Raw genomic sequence first — 17,860 nt, forward strand, 5'->3', positions numbered from 1 at the left:
AGGCGGTTTGAACTATAGTGCCATTGCATGACTGGGCGCATGATTGATGTGGCAATAGTGGGCGGCGGCCTCGCCGGCGGTCTCATCGCACTCGCGCTGTTTCGCAAGCGCCCCGAATTGCGGCTCGCGCTGATCGAAAGCGGCAACGCGCTGGGCGGCAATCATCGCTGGAGCTGGTTTGAAAGCGACTTGTCCGAGGGAGGCCGCGATCTTTTGTCGGCGCTACGCCAGACAGAATGGAACGCGGGCTATGACGTCGTGTTTCCACGCTATCGCCGTACTCTGAAAGCCGGCTACCGCTCTATGAGCAGTGCCGATTTTCACGAGGGGATTTCGCGGCTTTTGCCCGATGAGCACTTACGACTGAAAAGGCGCGCAGAGCATATCGATGCGGAGGGCGTCACGCTCGACAATGGTGAGCGCATTCCCGCACGGGTGGTGATTGATTGCAGGCCCTTCGTACCGAGTGAGCATCTCGATGGCGGGTGGCAGGTCTTTATGGGGCGCCACATGCGCCTCCCCGAACCTCATGGACTGGAGCGCCCGGTCATCATGGATGCGGCGGTCGATCAGCACGCGCCATACGGAAATGGCGGCGCATACCGGTTTGTCTACACGCTGCCGCTGGGGGCACACGATGTTTTTGTGGAAGATACGTATTACGCCGACAGGCACGATCTTGATCGAGGCGCGGTGTCATCTCGCATCGACGGCTATAGCCGTCAGATGGGTTGGGAGGACGCCGATCTTGTCGGTTATGAGGTGGGCTTTCTACCTGTCATCACCGGCGGCAACTTCAAGGCGCATCAGGCGCAGGTGAGCATTCCCGGGGTCACGATCGCGGGCGCACGCGCCGGCTTCGTTCACCCACTCACCAGCTATACTTTGCCAATAGCGGTCGAGAACGCGATCGCCATTGCCGAGAATGGCGATCTCGCAGGGGACCAGCTCGCGGCCTTGTTCGAAGCGCGCGCAAGGACCCATTGGAAGAGTATGGGTTATTACCGTGCCTTGGGCAGGACACTGTTCGATGCAGCAAAGCCTGAGGAACGGTACCGCATCTTTCAGCGGTTCTATGGTCTGCGCGAACCGTTGGTCGAACGTTTTTACGCGGGACACTCAACTTTGTTCGACAAAATCCGCATCCTTGTTGGTCTACCGCCCGTAGCTTTCGGCAAGGCACTTGCCGCACTGCTTGGCAAAGGCGATCCACTCGTCCAAGGAAAACCAGATGAACGCTCCTGATATCGACATTACCGCATCCTCCGAAACGCCGATCGGCATCGCACCATCGGGCCGCACAGCATGTGTCATCGGCGCGGGCTTTGGCGGGCTGGCGCTGGCAATCCGCCTCCAATCAGCGGGTGTCGCGACAACGGTGGTTGAAGGGCGCGACAAGATTGGCGGACGCGGATATTATTGGGACAAGGAAGGCTTCACCTTCGATGCTGGCCCCACCGTTATCACCGCGCCGGAATCGCTGCGCGAATTGTGGGAACTGACCGGCAGCGACATGGCCGAAGATGTCGAACTGATGAAGGTCATGCCGTTCTATCGGCTCAACTGGCCCGACGGCACGAACTTCGACTATTCCAACGACGAAGAACAGCTCTTCGATGAAATCGCCAAGCTGAACCCTGCCGACGTTGCGGGCTATCAGCGCTTTCTCGAATACTCAGCGGGCGTTTATGAGGAAGGCTATGTGAAGCTGGGCCACGTCCCCTTCCTTGATTTCAAAAGCATGCTGAAAGCCGCCCCTGCGCTCGCCAAGAAACAGGCTTGGCGCAGCGTCTATTCCATGGTCAGCAAATATATCGAGGACGAAAGGCTGCGGCAGGCATTCAGTTTTCATACCCTGCTGGTCGGTGGCAGCCCGATGAAAACCAGCGCAATCTACGCGCTCATCCATAAGCTGGAAAAAGACGGCGGCGTGTGGTGGGCGAAGGGCGGTACCAACCGCCTGATTGCTGGCATGGCGCGGCATTTTGAGCGGCTTGGCGGCACTTTGCGCGTCGGCGATGCGGTGACGCAGGTCCACACGGTCGGCACGAAAGCGAGCGAGGTGGAAACCGCCTCTGGCTGGAAAGAGCGTTTTGACGCGGTCGCCAGCAATGCCGACATCATGCACAGTTACAAGGACTTGCTCAGCGGTTCGAAGCGCGGCGGTGACTATGCCAAGTCATTGTCGAAAAAGAGCTTCTCACCCAGCTTGTTCGTGGTTCATTTCGGCATCGAAGGCACATGGCCCGGCATTCCGCATCACATGATCCTGTTCGGCCCACGCTACAAAGGGCTGGTCGATGACATCTACAAAAACGGCGTGCTGCCGCAGGATTTCTCAATCTATCTGCATCACCCAACCGTGACAGACCCCAGTGTCGCCCCAGAAGGGATGAGCACATTCTATGCGCTGGTCCCGGTGGCGCATATGGGCAAGTTACCACTCGATTGGGACTCGGTAGGCCCAGAACTTGAAAAGCGTGTTCTGGACGAAGTAGGCCGCCGCCTGATCCCGGATATTCATGACCGTATCGTGACCAAGTTCAGCTATACGCCGAAGGACTTCACGCAGGATCTCAACGCTCACCTAGGCAGCGCGTTTAGCCTTGAGCCGGTGCTGTGGCAGAGTGCCTATCTGCGCGGCCACAATCGCGATGACGTTATCGAGAATTTCTACCTCGTCGGCGCGGGCACGCATCCGGGCGCAGGGATCCCCGGCGTGGTCGGCAGCGCGAAGGCAACCGCCGGTATTATGCTGGAAGATTTGGGTGTTGAAACGGCGCAGCAAGAGGCGGCTGAGTGAGCAAGACAACAATGAAACGCCTCGCTGTCTATTGCGGCTCAGCCACGCCCGACGATCCGCGCTATATCGAGCTGGCGCGAGAGATCGGCCAAACTCTGGCGCAGCGCGGGATTGGCGTCGTTTATGGCGGCGGGAGGCTTGGGCTGATGGGCGCAGTCGCGACCGGCGCTCTCGATGCAGGGGGTGAGGTCATCGGCATTATCCCGGAAGCGCTCGCCAATTCCGAAGTCGCCAATCACGATTGCACCGAGCTTTACACCGTTTCGGGCATGCATGAGCGCAAGCAGCGCTTCACCGATTTGTCGGATGGATTCATCACCATCCCCGGCGGGGTCGGAACGATGGATGAGTTGTGGGAAGCGGTCAGCTGGGCGCAACTTGGCTATCACTCGAAGCCCGTCGGTCTGCTCAACGCGTTCGGGTTCTTCAACCACCTGATCGCGTTCAACGCGCATATGGCCGATGTCGGCTTTGTCCGCCCCGCGCATCAGGGGATCATTCTTGTGGAAGACACCCTCCCCGCGCTGTTGGACCGGATGGCGGAGTATCAACCGCATACGCCCATTTTCCAGATGAAGGCGGATGATTTGTGAGGAGTGGAGCCGACCGCATCTGTACTCGTCATTCCCGCGAAGGCGAGAATGCAGAGCGAAGCCAACCCAAGTTCCTTTTTCTAAGCACGGTACCGTCTGTCGACTCCGCCCTTGCGGCTCGCTTATCGCTCGCCGGAGCAGTGATCGACAGATACGCATGACCAAGTAACCGACTAATGTCTTCCACTCCCATCACCCCCGCGAAATCATTCCGCACCACCCCACAATCGGCTGGTGGTGGGCGGCATCGCCATGCGCTGGTCGAAAAGGCGCATGCCAGCATCAAAAAAGGCTCAAAGAGCTTTTCCGCCGCGTCAACCCTGTTCGACCGCACCACGCGCGAGCGGGTTTGGTTGCTATATGCATGGTGCCGCCGCTGTGATGATATTGCCGATTGTCAGGATCATGGTGGCGACCTGAATGTTGCAGGCTGCGATTCTGACAATGCGCAGGACCGTATCAATGCCATTCGCGTGCTCACGCGTCGCGCGCTCGACGGCTTGCCCACCGCTGATGTCGCGTTTGATGCGTTCGGTCTGGTCGCCAAGGAATGCGGGCTGACCATGGAGATGGCGGAAGATGTCATTGCAGGCTTCGATTTGGACGCAAAAGACTGGCGCCCCCGCAACGAGGATGATCTGCTGCGTTATTGCTATCACGTCGCTGGGGCGGTCGGTGTCATGATGGCGGTGATGATGGGCGTTGATCGTGATGATCAGGATACGCTCGACCGTGCTTGCGACCTGGGTCTCGCATTTCAACTCGCCAATATCGCCCGTGACCTGACCGAGGATGATGCGGCTGGCCGATGCTATTTGCCGGTTGAGTGGCTCGTCGAAGAAGACATAGAGCCCGGCCAACATGCCAAGCCGCACCACCGGCAGGAACTGGCCGACATGGCGGAACGCCTGATCACACTGATGGATCATCACGCGGCTGCTGCACGGGTCGGCGCGGCGCGCCTGCCCTTCCGCAGCCGCTGGGCAATCCTGTCGGCGGCCCGCATTTACACCGCGATCGGCCACGAGGTGCGCGCGCGCGGCACTGCCGCATGGGACCACCGCATTTACACCAGCAAGGCCGCCAAGGTGGGCCATGTCGCAGCCGCGTTTTGGGAGGCGCTGGTGAACAAGCCAGAGACCCCGCCCGAGATGCCCCGTTGGACGCGCAAGCTGCTTCCCGAACGCGCCGCTTAGCCTTACTACGCATCGTATGACTGATTCTTATCTGCCCGCCCCACCCGCACGCCGCGTGCTGGGAAAATCGGGCATCGAAGTTAGCTCCATCGCATGGGGCATGTGGCGCACAACGGACGATGCCAATGGCGCATCAGGTCTTTCCAGGTTGGTGCATACCGCACTCGATGCGGGGATCGACCTGCTCGATACTGCCGACATTTATGGCTTCAACGGCACAGACGGATTTGGTGATGCGGAGGGGCTTTTTGGCGACGTGTTGCGCGCCGAGCCGGGCCTGCGCAATCGGATGGTCTTGGCCAGTAAGGGCGGGATCATGCCGCCGCTGCCTTACGACCAATCGCGCAGCTATATGGACAGCGCGCTAGAGGCATCGCTGACGAGGCTAGGGGTCGAGCGGATTGATCTTTACCAGATCCATCGGCCCGATATTCTTACGCATCCTCAGGAGCTTGCGGGTTTTCTCGAAGAGGCGGTCAAAAGCGGCAAGGTCGGCGCGATTGGCGTGTCGAACTTCACCACTTATCAGATCGAGACACTTACCAGCCTGCTCGATACACCGCTCGCAACGACACAGCCGGAAATCAGCCCACTACGCATCGCCCCGTTCGAGAATGGCGAGTTGGATCAGGCAATTCGTTTGAGCTTGTCACCGATGGCATGGTCGCCGCTGGGCGGTGGTCGGCTGATGCGGCCAGAGAGCGAACATGATCGCGCAGTTGCCCGTGTGCTGGGCGAGATAGCGGAAGCAAAAGGCATTGATCGCGCGATCGCGGCCTATAGCTGGCTGATGGCGCATCCCGCCAGCATCATCCCAATCATCGGTTCCCAAAATGCGGAACGAATAACCGAGGCGGCTGGCGCGCTGTCTGTGCGCTGGACCCGCGAGGAATGGTATAGGGTGTTTGCGGCGGCACGCGGGAGCCCTTTGCCGTAATACGGTATTCGCAAGAATGGGCTTCATAAATTGCTCTGTCATTGCGAGCGTAGCGAAGCAATCCAGCTTTTGCGGTTTCTTGATTGCCGCGTCGCCCCAAAACGAGCTTGGGGCTTCTCGCAATGATGTGGGTGTGGAGATGTAAATGACCTGGGCGAAAGAACTCAAAGAGCTGCGTGCACGCGAAGCGCTCGCCGAAAAGATGGGCGGCGCGGAAAAGGTCGCGCGTCAGCATTCTCGCGGCAAAATGGATGCGAGGGCGCGTCTCGCTGCTCTGACGGACGAAGGTTCGTTCCGCGAGATTGGCAAGATCGCTGGCAAGGGCGTGTACGACGAAAATGGCGATCTGCAGCATGTAACGCCCGCCCCGTTCCTGTTCGGCAAAGCGCTCGTCAACGGCTAGCCCGGTGGTCGCCACGGCTGACGATTTCACCATTCGCGGTGGTGCGGGCGATGCGGCGATTTATCGCAAGATGCTCCAAGCGGAAATGATGGCGCACCAGCTGAAATTGCCGATCATCCGCATGATTGATGGCACGGGTGGCGGCGGGTCTGTTAAAACGCTGGAACAGATCGGTGCGACCTATATTCCCGCTGTGCCGGGTTGGTCTGATGTGGTCACCAATCTCGACACTGTTCCTGTCGTCGCATTGGCGCTCGGCCCCACTGCGGGTCTTGGCGCGGCGCGCGTCGTGGCAAGTCACTATTCAATCATGGTGCGCGGCCTGTCACAGCTTTTCGCTGCCGGTCCTGCCGTCGTCGATGGTCTGGGCGACAGCTACAAAGGCCCGGCGAACCACACTGAGGCGAAAGAGAGCCTCGGCGGGGCGGACATTCACACACGCAATGGCGTGGTCGATGATGAGGTCGCCAGCGAGGCCGAGGCGTTCGCCCGCGCGCGGCACTTCCTGTCATTTATGCCCGAACATGTCGGACAGCTTGCGCGGCGCACTGAACCGACCGACCCGGTTGATCGGCGTGAGGACGCATTGCTCAGCCTAGTCCCGCGTGACGAGAAACAGGTGTATTCCATGCGCCGCTGCCTCGACATGGTGCTCGATAAAGGCACTGTGTTCGAGATTGGCCGCAACTGGGGCCGCGCGGCAATAACCGCCCTCGCCCGGCTTGATGGCTGGCCCGTGGCCGTGGTGGCGAGCGACCCCAGCTATCTGGGCGGATCGTGGGAAGCGAAAACCAGCGAAAAGGTCGAACGCTTCGTCAAGCTTGCCGATCAATTCCGCCTGCCCATCGTGCATCTGGTCGACAATCCCGGTTTCATGATCGGGCGCGAAGCCGAAATGGCAGGAACAATCCGCTATGGCGTGCAGGCGATGAATGCGATTTACAAGGCCAGCGTGCCACTCGCCAGCATCGTCCTGCGCCGCGCCTATGGCATTGCCGGAAGTGCGATGAGCAATGCCGACCGCTTCCAATACCGCTATTGTTGGCCATCGGGCGATTGGGGCAGCTTGCCCATCGCTGGCGGGCTAGAAGTCGCGTACAAATCTGAATTAGAAGCAGCAGATGACCCTGCGGCGGAGCTGGGGGCCATCAAGGAACGGCTCGGCAAAGTCACCTCACCCTTTCGCAGCGCCGAACGCTTCAATGTCGAGGACATTATCGATCCGCGCGACACTCGGCCCTTACTGTGTGAGTTTGCCGAGCTGGCGTGGCGCGTTCTCGGATCGAACACCTAGCCGCTCACACCTTTGTCACCCATTCACCCGGCGAAACAGTTTTCCCCGTTCGCTGAACAACACGATCGCTAGCGCGAGCAACGCGCAGGTCAGCATCCAGGTGGCCAGTGGCAATGCCGTGCCGTCATATTGACTGCCAATAAACGCACCAAGAATTGCTCCGGTGCTCATCCGCACCGCCGTTTGAACAGAGCTCGCCGCACCGGCGATATGAAAGAAGGGCTGCATCGCGATGCTGGAGAAATTTGCACCTACAAAGCCAAGACACGCCATCGACATGCTCATCAGGACGATAAACTGATAAAGCGGCTGCTCAGCCTGATTGGCGCTGAGATATTGCACGACCGCCACAAGGATAAACACCATCAAAGCGGTGTGGCTGACCCGCCGAGCACCAAAGCGTTCCACAATGCGCGAATTGGTAAAGTTGGCGAGCACCATGCCAACAACTGCCCCGCCAAAAATCAGCGCAAAGTAATTGCCCATACCGAATGTCTCGCTGATCAATTGCTGCGAAGAATTGAGGAAGCCAAACAGGCTGCCGAATACCAGCGCGCTGCCAACTACATAGCCAATCGCACCGCGATTTATGAGAGCCTTCGTCATGTTACGCATGATCGTGAGAGGGTCGATTTCCTGCCGGTTTTCCGCCTCCAGTGTCTCTGGCAGACGCAGCCACGCCCATGTGCCAACCACAATACCCATCACAGCCATCGCACCGAAAATTGCGCGCCAGCTCGCCAGATACATGATCCCCTGCCCCACGGCCGGTGCAAGCAGCGGTACAATCAGAAAAATCATCATGATCAGGCTCATCAGCCGCGCCATCCGGTCGCCGCCCACCTTGTCGCGCACAATGGTGGCAGGAACAACGCTCAGCCCCGCACAGCACAGCCCCTGTGCCAGACGCATGAGCAATAGCAGATCATAATTTGTGACAAGCGCACAGGCGAGCGAAAAGCCAACATAAGCGATCAAGCCCAGGGCCAGAATGGGTCTGCGTCCAAACCGATCCGCGAATGCGCCGGGAAAGAATGCGCCGATCCCGGATCCCAGAAAATAGGCTGCGATCACCAATTGCCGGTCATTGCCACCGGCGCTCATATCTTCAGCTATTTGGCCAAGCGCCGGCAGCATCGCATCAATGCCGAAAGCCTGCAGGCTCATCAAACCAGCCATCATGACGATCAGTTCGCGCTCGGATAGCGGCGCTCTGTGCGTAGATGCTGCTGTGGCCATGCACACCCATTGGGGGTTGCGGCCTCAAAAGGGAAGGGATGATTGTGCTTCATGGTTTATAATTGAGCGCACTCTTTATAGATTGGAGAAATGTCCGATACGACGCCCGAAACAGATCAGGATGATGACGAAGTCGCCAGTGGCGTAAGCGGCCTGCGCAAGATCATCCACGTCGATATGGATGCGTTTTTTGCCAGCGTAGAACAACGTGACAATCCAGAGTTGCGCGGAAAGCCGGTTGCCGTGGGCGGGTCATCTGGGCGCGGCGTAGTGGCAGCGGCTAGCTATGAAGCACGCAAATTCGGCGTGCGCAGCGCCATGCCGTCGGTCACCGCCAAGCGGTTATGCCCCGATCTCATTTTCGTCCGCCATCGGTTTGATGCGTACAAGGAAGCATCACGGACCATCCGCAAAATCTTTGAACATCATACGCCGTTGGTCGAACCTCTCAGCCTTGATGAGGCCTATTTGGATGTGACGGAGGATCGTCTGGGTATCGGCTCTGCCACGCGCATTGCCAAACTGATCCGGCAGGAGATCAAGGCCAAGACCAAACTGACCGCGAGTGCAGGCGTATCGTACAACAAATTCCTCGCCAAAATTGCCAGCGACCAGAACAAGCCAGACGGGTTATGCGTAATCAGGCCGGGCCAAGGCGCAGACTTTGTGGCCGATCTGCCCGTGCGCAGATTTCATGGCGTTGGGCCGAAGGGTGCGGAGAAGATGGCGAAGCTCGGCATAGCAACCGGGGCTGACTTGGCCGCAAAAGACCTGGAGTGGATACGCGCCCATTTCGGCAGTTCGTACCGATTATCTGTACCGCGCGGCACGGGGGATCGATTTGCGGCCTGTAAGGTCAAGCAGAGTGCGCAAGTCTGTCGGCGGAGAACGCACTTTTTCAGAGGACATCTCAAGCGGTCCTGCCCTGCGCGACACGCTTGAGACCATTATCGACACTGTGTGGACCTCAATCGAGCGGGTCGAAGCCAAAGGCCGCACGGTCACGTTGAAAATGAAGTACACGGATTTTCAATCGATGACGCGGGCAAAGTCTGTGCCGCATCTGATCACAACGAAGCGGGAATTTAGCGATCTCTCGCGATCCCTGCTTGAGGAGGCACTACCACTGCCCATGCCCATTCGCTTGATGGGGCTAACGCTGTCCAAGCTGGAAGGGGCGCAAAACGATGAAAACAACAAACGTCCTGACGCGCAACTATCACTGCTATGATCCGTTCTGCTTGAGCCAGAAATCGAGACGAGTACGGGTCTGACTGCTCAGGTCCTCAGGAAAATCTGAGGGCGCAAAAAAGCGCGCCTCCAGAATCTCGCGTTTGTCTGGCACGGGAAGGTCGCGAGTCAGGCCCGTAAAGACATAGGCGGTGTGTGGGCTCCCGGAAATCTGATCGGCGATCGTGCCGACAAGCTCCACCTGCTCAACCGCGCATTGCGTCTCTTCCATCAATTCGCGAGCCGCCGCGTCCTGCGGATCTTCACTGGGGGCCATTCCCCCGCCGGGCAGATACCAACCTGGCGGGCCATAGCTATGCCGCACGAGCATTACGTCGCCAGCAGGATTGCGCGCAACCATCGTGACGCCGCGCAACGGAACCTTGCGCCATTTCCTCCACCTGTGACGAAGCCGGTGAGCAATCCGCAAAGCGAACTGCGCCACCGGCTTCGGAATAATGTCAATCATGCGTGGTGACTACGGCAGCAACGCAATGTTGCCAAATCACTGGAGCATCGAGGTCAGAAACCAGACGCGTTCTTCAGCCATATCTGTCCAATCGTCCAGCAATCCATCAGTTGCATTGTCTCCAGCAGTTTCCGCGAGTGGCTTCATGCCTTTGAGACGCTTCACCAGTCTCGCATTGTCATCACGCAATTCAGTGATCATCCCCTCTGCATCCAGCGCTGCGTCGTCCTGGTCGGCAATTTGTGTGTGCGATGCCACCGAGCCAATCGATGTTAGGGTGTTCGCACCCAATTTCCGCACCCGCTCGCCGATGACATCAATCTGGTCACGTACCTCGATAGCCTGTTCGTCAAACAACAGGTGAAGATCGCGAAAACGCGGGCCTTTCACATGCCAGTGAAAGTTTTTCGTTTTGAAATACAGCGCCATATGATCGGCCAATAAGCCGTTCAATTCGGATACTAACGGCGCGGTCGAGTTGCTTCCTGTGTCAGACATGGTGAACCTCTTTCGGTAATCTGTATGTGTCCATCTAATGACTGAGAACACATTTGTTTCCGAGAGATCTACCATCAGAATAATCGACTCAGTCGATCACTAGATAATCTGACGAACGGATAATCCGATATAAATCGCGGTGAGCACCAGAAGAACAGCGAGCAAGACCCGGATGGTTTTTAGCGGGAGGCGCTCTTGCAGTTCCTCTCCAACCAGCCATCCCACAAACACCGCCGCGCCGCCGCCCATTGCACCCCCCACGCCGGCCAGAACCGGCGAGACCGTGGCCGCCGCGAGGGCAAACACCAGGAACCGCGGGGCATCGCTGATCTGACGAAACACAAGCACGAGAAATACCGCGCCCAGTGACCGCGTCGGCTCTGCCATGGACGATGTTCGCACAGGCCAGAACAATTCAACGCCGGCAACCAGCATGGCAATGGCGACCAGCATGGTTTCCGCCGAATCTGAAACCATTGCCTCTATCCGCCAACCGCCCCACGCCATGGCAGCTGCCGTCACTGTGCACGACAGGAACGCAACGACGAGCAGCGGCACAGATGGCCCAAGCGAGGCTCTCAGGCTTGCAACAAGACGCTGATCCCGCCCCCCAATTGAGGCGAGAAAACATGCGATCAGTGCCAGGAATAGTGATGCGCTCATGACTTACGTTCTGACTGAACTGCAAACTCTTTCAAGACCAGTCGCGAAAGTTTCATCAGTGTGTCTGGAACGTTTGACCGGAATGCTGAGTTGTTCGTGCATATCTGCCGCCACTCGGAATAGCGGCCAGTCAATATGGAGAATCAGCAATGACCGCAGCAACCATGACCTCGCTCAATGAAGCCGGCGACATCGTAGAGGCCGCAAAATCTCGCTACACAACAAAGGAATACGATGGCGCGCGCACAATTTCCGATGCCGATCTGAAAAAGCTCAAAGAGCTACTGCAGTTCAGCCCATCCAGCACAAACGCGCAGCCATGGCATTTTATTCTGGCAACAACTGACGCGGGCAAGAAACGGGTCGCCAAAGGTACGGAGGGACCATACGATTTCAACACGCCTAAAATCTTGAACGCAGGTGCGGCGATCGTCTTTGCCAGCAAGACTGAGCTGACCGATGAATTTCTGGATCGTATTCTGGAAGTCGAGAAAGAAGATGGCCGCTTTGCAGAAGACCCGGAAAAACTCGCCAAGCAAACGGATGACGTTCGTAAGATGTTTATCAATATGAACCGGGACGCCGGTAATCTGTCTGAATGGAATGCAAACCAGACATATCTCAACATCGGCCAATTCATGCTGGGTGCTGCCGCACTAGGGCTGGATACGACGCCAATGGAAGGCATTGATCGCGACGCTCTCGACAAAGAATTCGGCTTTACCGACAAGGGTCTGCGCAGCCTGTGTATCGTTTCCGTCGGCTATCGCGGCGAGAATGACTTTAACGCTGAACTGCCAAAATCGCGGCTTCCCCTGGATGAGATCATTACGGAAATCTGACCGAAATGAGGTGGAGCGGGTGAAGGGAATCGAACCCTCGTCTTAAGCTTGGGAAGCTTCTGCTCTACCATTGAGCTACACCCGCATTATCATCACCGCCGCGCATCTGCATCAGCCGCGATGGATCGTCAATCCTGCGCGCCCTCTGCCCAAGGGCCGAAAGCTATGGCTTGGCGGGTGACCGTGACGCGCCTAAAGTCGTATTATAAGATTCGCAAAGCGGAGAGGAATAATCATGCGTCAGGTCGATCACTTCATTGTTGGAGGTGCGGGTGGCTCCGGCGGTCGTACCCATCAGATATGGAACCCCTCTACCGGCGAAGTGCAAGCTGAGGTTGCCCTCGGCGATGCGGCCCTGCTGGACAAGGCGGTCGCAACCGCCAAGGAAGTCCAGCCCGCCTGGGCGGCCACCAATCCGCAAAAACGCGCGCGTGTGATGTTTCGCTATAAGGAACTGATCGAAGCCAATATGCAGGAGCTCGCCGAGCTGCTGTCGAGTGAGCATGGCAAGGTCGTTGATGATGCGAAGGGCGATGTGCAACGTGGCCTTGAAGTCATCGAGTATGCGTGTGGCATTCCTCAGGTCTTGAAGGGCGAATATACGCAAGGGGCCGGCCCCGGCATTGATGTCTATTCCATGCGGCAACCACTGGGCATTGGCGCGGGCATTACCCCGTTCAACTTTCCAGCGATGATCCCGATGTGGATGTTCGGCATGGCGATTGCGGTCGGTAACGCGTTCATCCTCAAGCCATCGGAACGCGACCCCAGCGTGCCGGTGCGTCTGGCAGAATTGTTTGTCGAGGCAGGCGCTCCGGAAGGCCTGCTGCAAGTCGTGCATGGCGACAAGGAAATGGTCGATGCGATCCTTGACCACGAAGATATCAGCGCAGTCAGCTTCGTAGGATCCTCGGACATCGCACATTACGTGTACAAACGCGGTGTTGCCGCTGGCAAACGCGTACAGGCAATGGGCGGCGCAAAAAACCACGGCATTGTGATGCCGGATGCAGACCTTGATCAAGTGGTCAACGACCTGAGCGGCGCGGCATTCGGTTCAGCAGGCGAGCGCTGCATGGCTCTGCCCGTCGTGGTGCCTGTTGGCGAAGATACGGCGGACAGGCTGAGAGAGAAGTTAATCCCGGCGATCAACGCACTGCGCGTCGGCGTATCGAATGACCCCGAGGCGCATTATGGCCCTGTGGTAACGCCTGAGCATAAGGCGCGGGTCGAGGAATGGATCACGACCGCCGAGGAAGAAGGCGGAGATATCGTCGTCGACGGACGCGGCTTCACACTTCAGGGGCATGAAAAAGGCTTCTTTATCGGCCCCACCCTGATCGACCGCGTGACTCCGCAGATGGAGAGCTACAGGCAAGAGATTTTCGGTCCTGTGCTCCAGATCGTCCGCGCCAATGACTTTGAAGAGGCAGTGAAGCTTCCCAGCGATCACCAGTATGGCAATGGCGTCGCAATTTTCACGCGCAATGGCCACGCCGCGCGCGAGTTTGCCAGCCGCGTCAATGTCGGCATGGTCGGGATCAACGTGCCGATTCCGGTCCCGGTCAGCTATCACAGCTTTGGTGGATGGAAACGCTCTGGCTTTGGCGACACAGATCAATACGGCATGGAGGGTCTCAAATTCTGGACCAAGGTCAAAAAAGTGACTCAGCGCTGGCCCGATGGCGGCGGCGACGGATCAAACGCGTTCATCATTCCGACGATGGGGTGATCACAATGCGACATACAATTCTTACCCTTGCATCTATTTCTCTCGCCAGCTGCGTGACAGGCACTGACGCCGCCGCTGATCTCTCCTACATTCCCGAGCGCGAGGTTTCCGAACAGGGAACATGTAATGCACGCATGCTTGAGCCATTTTTGAACGAGTATGCGACGCAAGACCTTGGTGCGGAGATGCTCCGGCAGAGCGGTGCGCGCACGCTGCAATGGATCCCGCCACGCACACAGGTCACCATGGATATTCGCAAGGATCGCCTGCGGGTCCACTATGACGACAAGAAATCGATCAATCGGATCGTCTGTCAGTGAGCGCCAATAAATGACCGAGGGACGGCAGCACGCTTTTACCGGCTCCCCCTATGAGGCGAAGTTTGGCTTTGCCCGCGCGGTGAGAGACGGCAACCGCATCATCGTCGCGGGCACCGGCCCAGTCGAGGATGATGGCTCAACCACACCGGGCGGCGCGACAGAACAGGCAGACCGGTGCTGCACCCTGATATTGCGCGCGATTGAGGAATTGGGTGGCAGCGCCAACGACGTTGTACGCACACGCATGCTGCTGACCGATCCTGCTGATCAAGATGCGGTTGGTGAGGTTCATGCGCGATACTTCGGCGATGCTCAGCCTGCCGCGACAATGGCCGGTGTTGCCTGGCTATGCCGCCCCGAATGGAAGGTGGAAATAGAAGCCGAGGCAGTGCTAGGGCACATCGCATGACGACTCAATTCGACCTCACAGAGGATCAGCTGGCTATTCAGGAAATGGCCCAGCGCTTCACCGCAGACAACATCACACCCCATGCAGGCGAATGGGATGAGAAGCACATTTTCCCCATCGACACGATCAAGCGAACCGCAGAGCTTGGCTTTGGCGCGATTTACGTGTCGGAAGAAAGCGGCGGCATCGGCCTTGGTCGGCTTGAGGCGGCGTTGATTATGGAGGCGATGGCCTATGGCTGCCCGTCCACCAGTGCGTTCATCTCGATCCACAATATGGCCGCGTGGATGATTGACCGGTTTGGCTCGCAGACCGTGAAAGACAAGTATCTCCCCGATCTTGTCGGCATGAACAAAATCGCCAGCTATTGCCTGACAGAGCCATCTTCCGGCTCTGACGCAGCTGCGCTCAAAACAACCGCGCGCAAGGATGGCGACCATTATGTGCTGAACGGGTCGAAGCAATTCATCTCCGGCGCGGGCTCGAACGAGATTTATGTCGCGATGGTCCGCACCGGTGAAGACGGCCCCAAAGGCATCACTTGCATGGTGATCGAAAAGGACATGCCCGGCGTATCGTTTGGCGCGAATGAGAAAAAGCTGGGTTGGCATTCGCAGCCCACCGCGCAGCTAATCCTGGAGGATGTCCGTGTACCGGTCGAGAATCTGGTCGGCGGCGAAGGCGAAGGGTTTCGCATCGCGATGATGGGCCTCGATGGTGGCCGCCTGAATATCGGCGCGTGCTCGCTCGGCGGCGCGCAGCGCTGTCTCGACGAAGCAATCACCTACACTAAAGAGCGCACCCAGTTTGGCCAGCCCGTTGCTGAGTTTCAGAACACGCAGTTCACGCTGGCCGATATGGCCACGGATCTGGAGGCCGCACGTGCCCTCCTCTACCTCGCAGCGGCAAAAGTCACTGCAAACGCACCCGACAAGACCCGCTTCTCCGCGATGGCGAAACGGCTTGCGACGGATAATGGCAGCGCGATTGTCGACCGCGCGCTGCAGCTCCATGGTGGCTATGGTTATTTGCAGGACTATCCGATTGAGCGGTTCTGGCGCGACCTTCGCGTACATTCGATCCTGGAAGGAACCAATCAGATCATGCGTATGGTGGTAGGCCGGGATTTGCTGAGACAGTGACAGACCACATCAAAACCCAGATAGACGGTACCGTGTAGGTCGCATCACACTCAACCGGCCCAAGGCGCTCCATGCGCTGACGCTGGATATGTGCCACGCGATGAGCGCGGCACTGTCTGAATGGGCGCAGGATGATGCAATTGAGGCAGTCATTCTTGATCATGCTGAGGGCACACGCGGCTTTTGCGCGGGAGGCGACATCAACCTGCTGCGGGAAAGTGCGTTGAATGACGGCGGTCTCTCGGGCCGCAAGTTCTTTCATGACGAGTATCAGCTGAACCATCAGATGTTCACTTATGCGAAGCCGATTGTGGCCTTCATGGATGGCATCACCATGGGTGGCGGCGTTGGAATTTCCCTCCCCTGTAAATTTCGCGTCGCGACGGAAAATACCCGCTTCGCGATGCCCGAAACGGGCATCGGCCTATTTCCCGATGTTGGCGGTGGCTGGTATCTCTCGCGCCTTGGCGGGCGCATTGGGCAATTCCTCGCGCTCACCGGTGCTCGTTTGGATGGTGCGGAAACGCTATGGACTGGTCTCGCCTCGCATTATGTGCCGAACGAAATGCTGGACGATATCAAGGCTCGTATCGTTGAGCGCCCTGCACGCATCTCGGGCATTCTGTCTGAGCCGGTGGGCACACCGCCAGAGGCAAGGATTGAGAAAAACGCGCTGAGGATCGCAAAACACTTCGCCAGCGATCACTATGAAGACATTCTCGCCAGCCTCGAAGCCGAGATCGAAAGTAATGAGAATGGCGGCGCTGAATGGGCGCAGAAAGAGCGTGACACGCTTGGCACCAAGTCCCCGCAAACGTGCAAGGTTGCGCTGCGACAGCTCGCTACCAGTCTCACCCTGCCCACATTTGCCGACAATATGGCAATGGAATATCGCATCGGTAGCCGCGTGCTGCTGCGCCCGGATTTTGCCGAGGGCGTTCGCGCAGTGATCGTCGACAAGACACATGATCCCAAATGGAACCCGGCAAACCCGGAAGAGGTGAGCGAGGAATTGCTCGACAGCATCTTTACCCCCCTGCCGCCCGAGGAGGAATGGCGGTCGCTAGAGAATTAGGCTTGGGGTTGCTTCCTTCGTCATTGCGAGCGTAGCGAAGCAGTCCAGAGAATCGGAGCACCACTGCCCTGGATTGCCGCGTCGCTCCAAAGCGAGCTTGCGGCTCCTCGCCATGACGAGAGAGAAAGACCGACTATGAGCTACGACACCATCACCGTCGAAACCAATGCGCAGGGCAATGACGGCGTCACGCTGATCACGCTCAACCGGCCCAAGGCGTTGAACGCGCTGAACAGTCAGGTGTTGGCCGACTTGATCGCGGCATTTGCCGACTATCAGGCTGACGATAGGCAGCTATGCGCGGTGCTAACCGGGTCAGGCGAGAAAGCCTTTGCAGCGGGTGCCGACATCAAGGAAATGAGCGAGAAAGCGGCTGCTGACTTCTACTTGCAAGATTTCTTTTCGCCATGGACCAGCGAGATCGTGAAGAAAACGCGCAAGCCGTGGATTGCGGCAGTTAATGGCTTTGCGCTGGGCGGCGGATGCGAGCTGGCCATGATGGCCGACTTCATCATCGCCAGCGACAATGCGAAATTCGGTCAGCCGGAAATCAAGCTGGGCGTCGCGCCCGGTATGGGCGGATCGCAGCGGCTGACCCGCGCGATTGGCAAGTCCAAGTCGATGGAAATGTGCCTGACCGGGCGGATGATGAGCGCCGACGAAGCCGAGCGTGCAAACTTGGTGGTGCGCGTAGTGCCTCAGGCCGATCTGATCGCCGATGTGTTGAAATCCGCGAGCACTATCGCCAGCATGCCGCCCATGGCCGCGATTGCGAATAAGGAAATGGTCAACGCCGCGTTTGAAAGCACGCTCGATCAGGGCCTGATTATGGAACGCCGCATATTCCAGATCCTCACCGCGAGCGAGGACAAGACCGAGGGCATGGCGGCCTTTGTCGAGAAGCGTGAGGGCCAGTGGAAGGGGAGATAGTTTGCTGTCGAGCCAGAGCCACCCGCTCCCTCTACGTGTTTTCTGCATCCTATCGCTTCGCTATTTGAGGACTTTTTTGCGTCCT

16 protein-coding genes, 1 tRNA gene and 2 pseudogenes are annotated in these 17,860 nt (G+C 58.1%); 14 read left to right on the forward strand and 5 right to left on the reverse strand.

Features of this window, described 5'->3' with window-relative positions:
* Nucleotides 1-27: 27 nt before the first annotated feature.
* The 6 genes and pseudogenes from crtY (at nt 28) to ACZ1GM_RS13380 (ending at nt 7,226) form a co-directional block, all read left to right on the forward strand.
* On the forward strand, nt 28-1,245 hold the full coding sequence (gene crtY / locus ACZ1GM_RS13355; protein WP_472676885.1) for a lycopene beta-cyclase CrtY: 1,218 nt from the start codon (nt 28-30) through the stop codon (nt 1,243-1,245).
* A complete protein-coding gene (locus ACZ1GM_RS13360; RefSeq protein ID WP_472676886.1) occupies nt 1,232-2,803 on the forward strand; it encodes a phytoene desaturase in 1,572 nt (523 codons plus the stop codon). Before crtY ends, ACZ1GM_RS13360 begins: the two co-directional genes overlap by 14 nt.
* Before the next feature lie 11 nt (nt 2,804-2,814).
* Nucleotides 2,815-3,396: an LOG family protein gene (locus ACZ1GM_RS13365; RefSeq protein WP_472678578.1), complete on the forward strand. Its 582-nt coding sequence runs from the start codon at nt 2,815-2,817 to the stop codon at nt 3,394-3,396.
* Nucleotides 3,397-3,572: 176 nt separating this feature from the next.
* On the forward strand, nt 3,573-4,592 hold the full coding sequence (locus ACZ1GM_RS13370; protein ID WP_472676887.1) for a phytoene/squalene synthase family protein: 1,020 nt from the start codon (nt 3,573-3,575) through the stop codon (nt 4,590-4,592).
* Between the two features lie 16 nt (nt 4,593-4,608).
* Nucleotides 4,609-5,529 carry an aldo/keto reductase gene (locus ACZ1GM_RS13375; RefSeq protein ID WP_472676888.1) on the forward strand — a complete coding sequence of 307 codons (921 nt, stop codon included), beginning with the start codon at nt 4,609-4,611 and terminating at the stop codon, nt 5,527-5,529.
* 145 nt (nt 5,530-5,674) lie between these two features.
* Nucleotides 5,675-7,226 (forward strand): annotated as a pseudogene (locus tag ACZ1GM_RS13380) (acyl-CoA carboxylase subunit beta).
* Between the two features lie 15 nt (nt 7,227-7,241).
* Here ACZ1GM_RS13380 and ACZ1GM_RS13385 read toward each other — a convergent pair.
* Nucleotides 7,242-8,465, reverse strand: a complete 1,224-nt coding sequence (locus ACZ1GM_RS13385) for a multidrug effflux MFS transporter (RefSeq protein ID WP_472676889.1) — start codon at nt 8,463-8,465, stop codon at nt 7,242-7,244.
* A 90-nt stretch (nt 8,466-8,555) separates the two neighbouring features.
* On the opposite strand from ACZ1GM_RS13385, the pseudogene dinB reads away from it, so the two are divergent.
* Nucleotides 8,556-9,696: pseudogene (gene dinB / locus ACZ1GM_RS13390) on the forward strand (DNA polymerase IV).
* On the opposite strand, the gene ACZ1GM_RS13395 reads toward dinB, so the two are convergent.
* The 3 genes from ACZ1GM_RS13395 to ACZ1GM_RS13405 form a co-directional block, all read right to left on the reverse strand.
* Entirely contained in the window at nt 9,691-10,164 is a 474-nt protein-coding gene (locus ACZ1GM_RS13395; protein ID WP_472676890.1) for an NUDIX domain-containing protein, read from the reverse strand. The pseudogene dinB and the gene ACZ1GM_RS13395 sit on opposite strands and share 6 nt — an antisense overlap.
* Before the next feature lie 36 nt (nt 10,165-10,200).
* Complete coding sequence (locus ACZ1GM_RS13400) at nt 10,201-10,662, reverse strand: Dps family protein (RefSeq protein WP_472676891.1); 462 nt, start codon at nt 10,660-10,662, stop codon at nt 10,201-10,203.
* A 99-nt stretch (nt 10,663-10,761) separates the two neighbouring features.
* Nucleotides 10,762-11,325, reverse strand: a complete 564-nt coding sequence (locus ACZ1GM_RS13405) for a TMEM165/GDT1 family protein (protein ID WP_472676892.1) — start codon at nt 11,323-11,325, stop codon at nt 10,762-10,764.
* 149 nt (nt 11,326-11,474) lie between these two features.
* Here ACZ1GM_RS13405 and nfsB point away from each other — a divergent pair, with 149 nt between their 5' ends.
* A complete protein-coding gene (gene nfsB, locus ACZ1GM_RS13410) occupies nt 11,475-12,167 on the forward strand; it encodes an oxygen-insensitive NAD(P)H nitroreductase (RefSeq protein WP_472676893.1) in 693 nt (230 codons plus the stop codon).
* Nucleotides 12,168-12,178: 11 nt separating this feature from the next.
* Here nfsB and ACZ1GM_RS13415 read toward each other — a convergent pair.
* Nucleotides 12,179-12,252, reverse strand: a tRNA-Gly gene (locus ACZ1GM_RS13415).
* A 150-nt stretch (nt 12,253-12,402) separates the two neighbouring features.
* Here ACZ1GM_RS13415 and ACZ1GM_RS13420 point away from each other — a divergent pair.
* From ACZ1GM_RS13420 to ACZ1GM_RS13445, 6 genes are all read left to right on the forward strand, one after another.
* Nucleotides 12,403-13,899 carry a CoA-acylating methylmalonate-semialdehyde dehydrogenase gene (locus ACZ1GM_RS13420; protein ID WP_472676894.1) on the forward strand — a complete coding sequence of 499 codons (1,497 nt, stop codon included), beginning with the start codon at nt 12,403-12,405 and terminating at the stop codon, nt 13,897-13,899.
* 5 nt (nt 13,900-13,904) lie between these two features.
* The gene (locus ACZ1GM_RS13425; protein WP_472676895.1) at nt 13,905-14,219 is read left to right on the forward strand and encodes an I78 family peptidase inhibitor; all 315 of its coding nucleotides are present in this window, start codon (nt 13,905-13,907) and stop codon (nt 14,217-14,219) included.
* Between the two features lie 10 nt (nt 14,220-14,229).
* The gene (locus ACZ1GM_RS13430) at nt 14,230-14,628 is read left to right on the forward strand and encodes a RidA family protein (RefSeq protein WP_472676896.1); all 399 of its coding nucleotides are present in this window, start codon (nt 14,230-14,232) and stop codon (nt 14,626-14,628) included.
* Entirely contained in the window at nt 14,625-15,770 is a 1,146-nt protein-coding gene (locus ACZ1GM_RS13435; RefSeq protein WP_472676897.1) for an acyl-CoA dehydrogenase family protein, read from the forward strand. The genes ACZ1GM_RS13430 and ACZ1GM_RS13435 overlap by 4 nt, the downstream gene beginning before the upstream one ends.
* 43 nt (nt 15,771-15,813) lie before the next feature.
* Nucleotides 15,814-16,845, forward strand: a complete 1,032-nt coding sequence (locus ACZ1GM_RS13440) for an enoyl-CoA hydratase/isomerase family protein (RefSeq protein WP_472678579.1) — start codon at nt 15,814-15,816, stop codon at nt 16,843-16,845.
* 135 nt (nt 16,846-16,980) lie between these two features.
* Entirely contained in the window at nt 16,981-17,775 is a 795-nt protein-coding gene (locus ACZ1GM_RS13445) for an enoyl-CoA hydratase-related protein (RefSeq protein ID WP_472676898.1), read from the forward strand.
* The last annotated feature ends 85 nt before the right edge of the window (nt 17,776-17,860 follow it).

It is taken from the genome of Qipengyuania sp. JB2-7 (assembly GCF_055693485.1).

Bases quoted from the DNA above. Each gene is read 5' to 3' on its own strand.
- ACZ1GM_RS13370 (WP_472676887.1), top strand. From the start codon at position 3,573: ATGTCTTCCACTCCCATCACCCCCGCGAAATCATTCCGCACCACCCCA.
- ACZ1GM_RS13395 (WP_472676890.1), bottom strand. From the start codon at position 10,164: ATGATTGACATTATTCCGAAGCCGGTGGCGCAGTTCGCTTTGCGGATT.
- ACZ1GM_RS13360 (WP_472676886.1), top strand. From the start codon at position 1,232: ATGAACGCTCCTGATATCGACATTACCGCATCCTCCGAAACGCCGATC.
- ACZ1GM_RS13365 (WP_472678578.1), top strand. From the start codon at position 2,815: ATGAAACGCCTCGCTGTCTATTGCGGCTCAGCCACGCCCGACGATCCG.
- ACZ1GM_RS13375 (WP_472676888.1), top strand. From the start codon at position 4,609: ATGACTGATTCTTATCTGCCCGCCCCACCCGCACGCCGCGTGCTGGGA.
- ACZ1GM_RS13400 (WP_472676891.1), bottom strand. From the start codon at position 10,662: ATGTCTGACACAGGAAGCAACTCGACCGCGCCGTTAGTATCCGAATTG.
- ACZ1GM_RS13445 (WP_472676898.1), top strand. From the start codon at position 16,981: ATGAGCTACGACACCATCACCGTCGAAACCAATGCGCAGGGCAATGAC.
- ACZ1GM_RS13385 (WP_472676889.1), bottom strand. From the start codon at position 8,465: ATGGCCACAGCAGCATCTACGCACAGAGCGCCGCTATCCGAGCGCGAA.
- ACZ1GM_RS13430 (WP_472676896.1), top strand. From the start codon at position 14,230: ATGACCGAGGGACGGCAGCACGCTTTTACCGGCTCCCCCTATGAGGCG.
- crtY (WP_472676885.1), top strand. From the start codon at position 28: ATGACTGGGCGCATGATTGATGTGGCAATAGTGGGCGGCGGCCTCGCC.
- ACZ1GM_RS13405 (WP_472676892.1), bottom strand. From the start codon at position 11,325: ATGAGCGCATCACTATTCCTGGCACTGATCGCATGTTTTCTCGCCTCA.
- ACZ1GM_RS13420 (WP_472676894.1), top strand. From the start codon at position 12,403: ATGCGTCAGGTCGATCACTTCATTGTTGGAGGTGCGGGTGGCTCCGGC.
- nfsB (WP_472676893.1), top strand. From the start codon at position 11,475: ATGACCGCAGCAACCATGACCTCGCTCAATGAAGCCGGCGACATCGTA.
- ACZ1GM_RS13435 (WP_472676897.1), top strand. From the start codon at position 14,625: ATGACGACTCAATTCGACCTCACAGAGGATCAGCTGGCTATTCAGGAA.
- ACZ1GM_RS13425 (WP_472676895.1), top strand. From the start codon at position 13,905: ATGCGACATACAATTCTTACCCTTGCATCTATTTCTCTCGCCAGCTGC.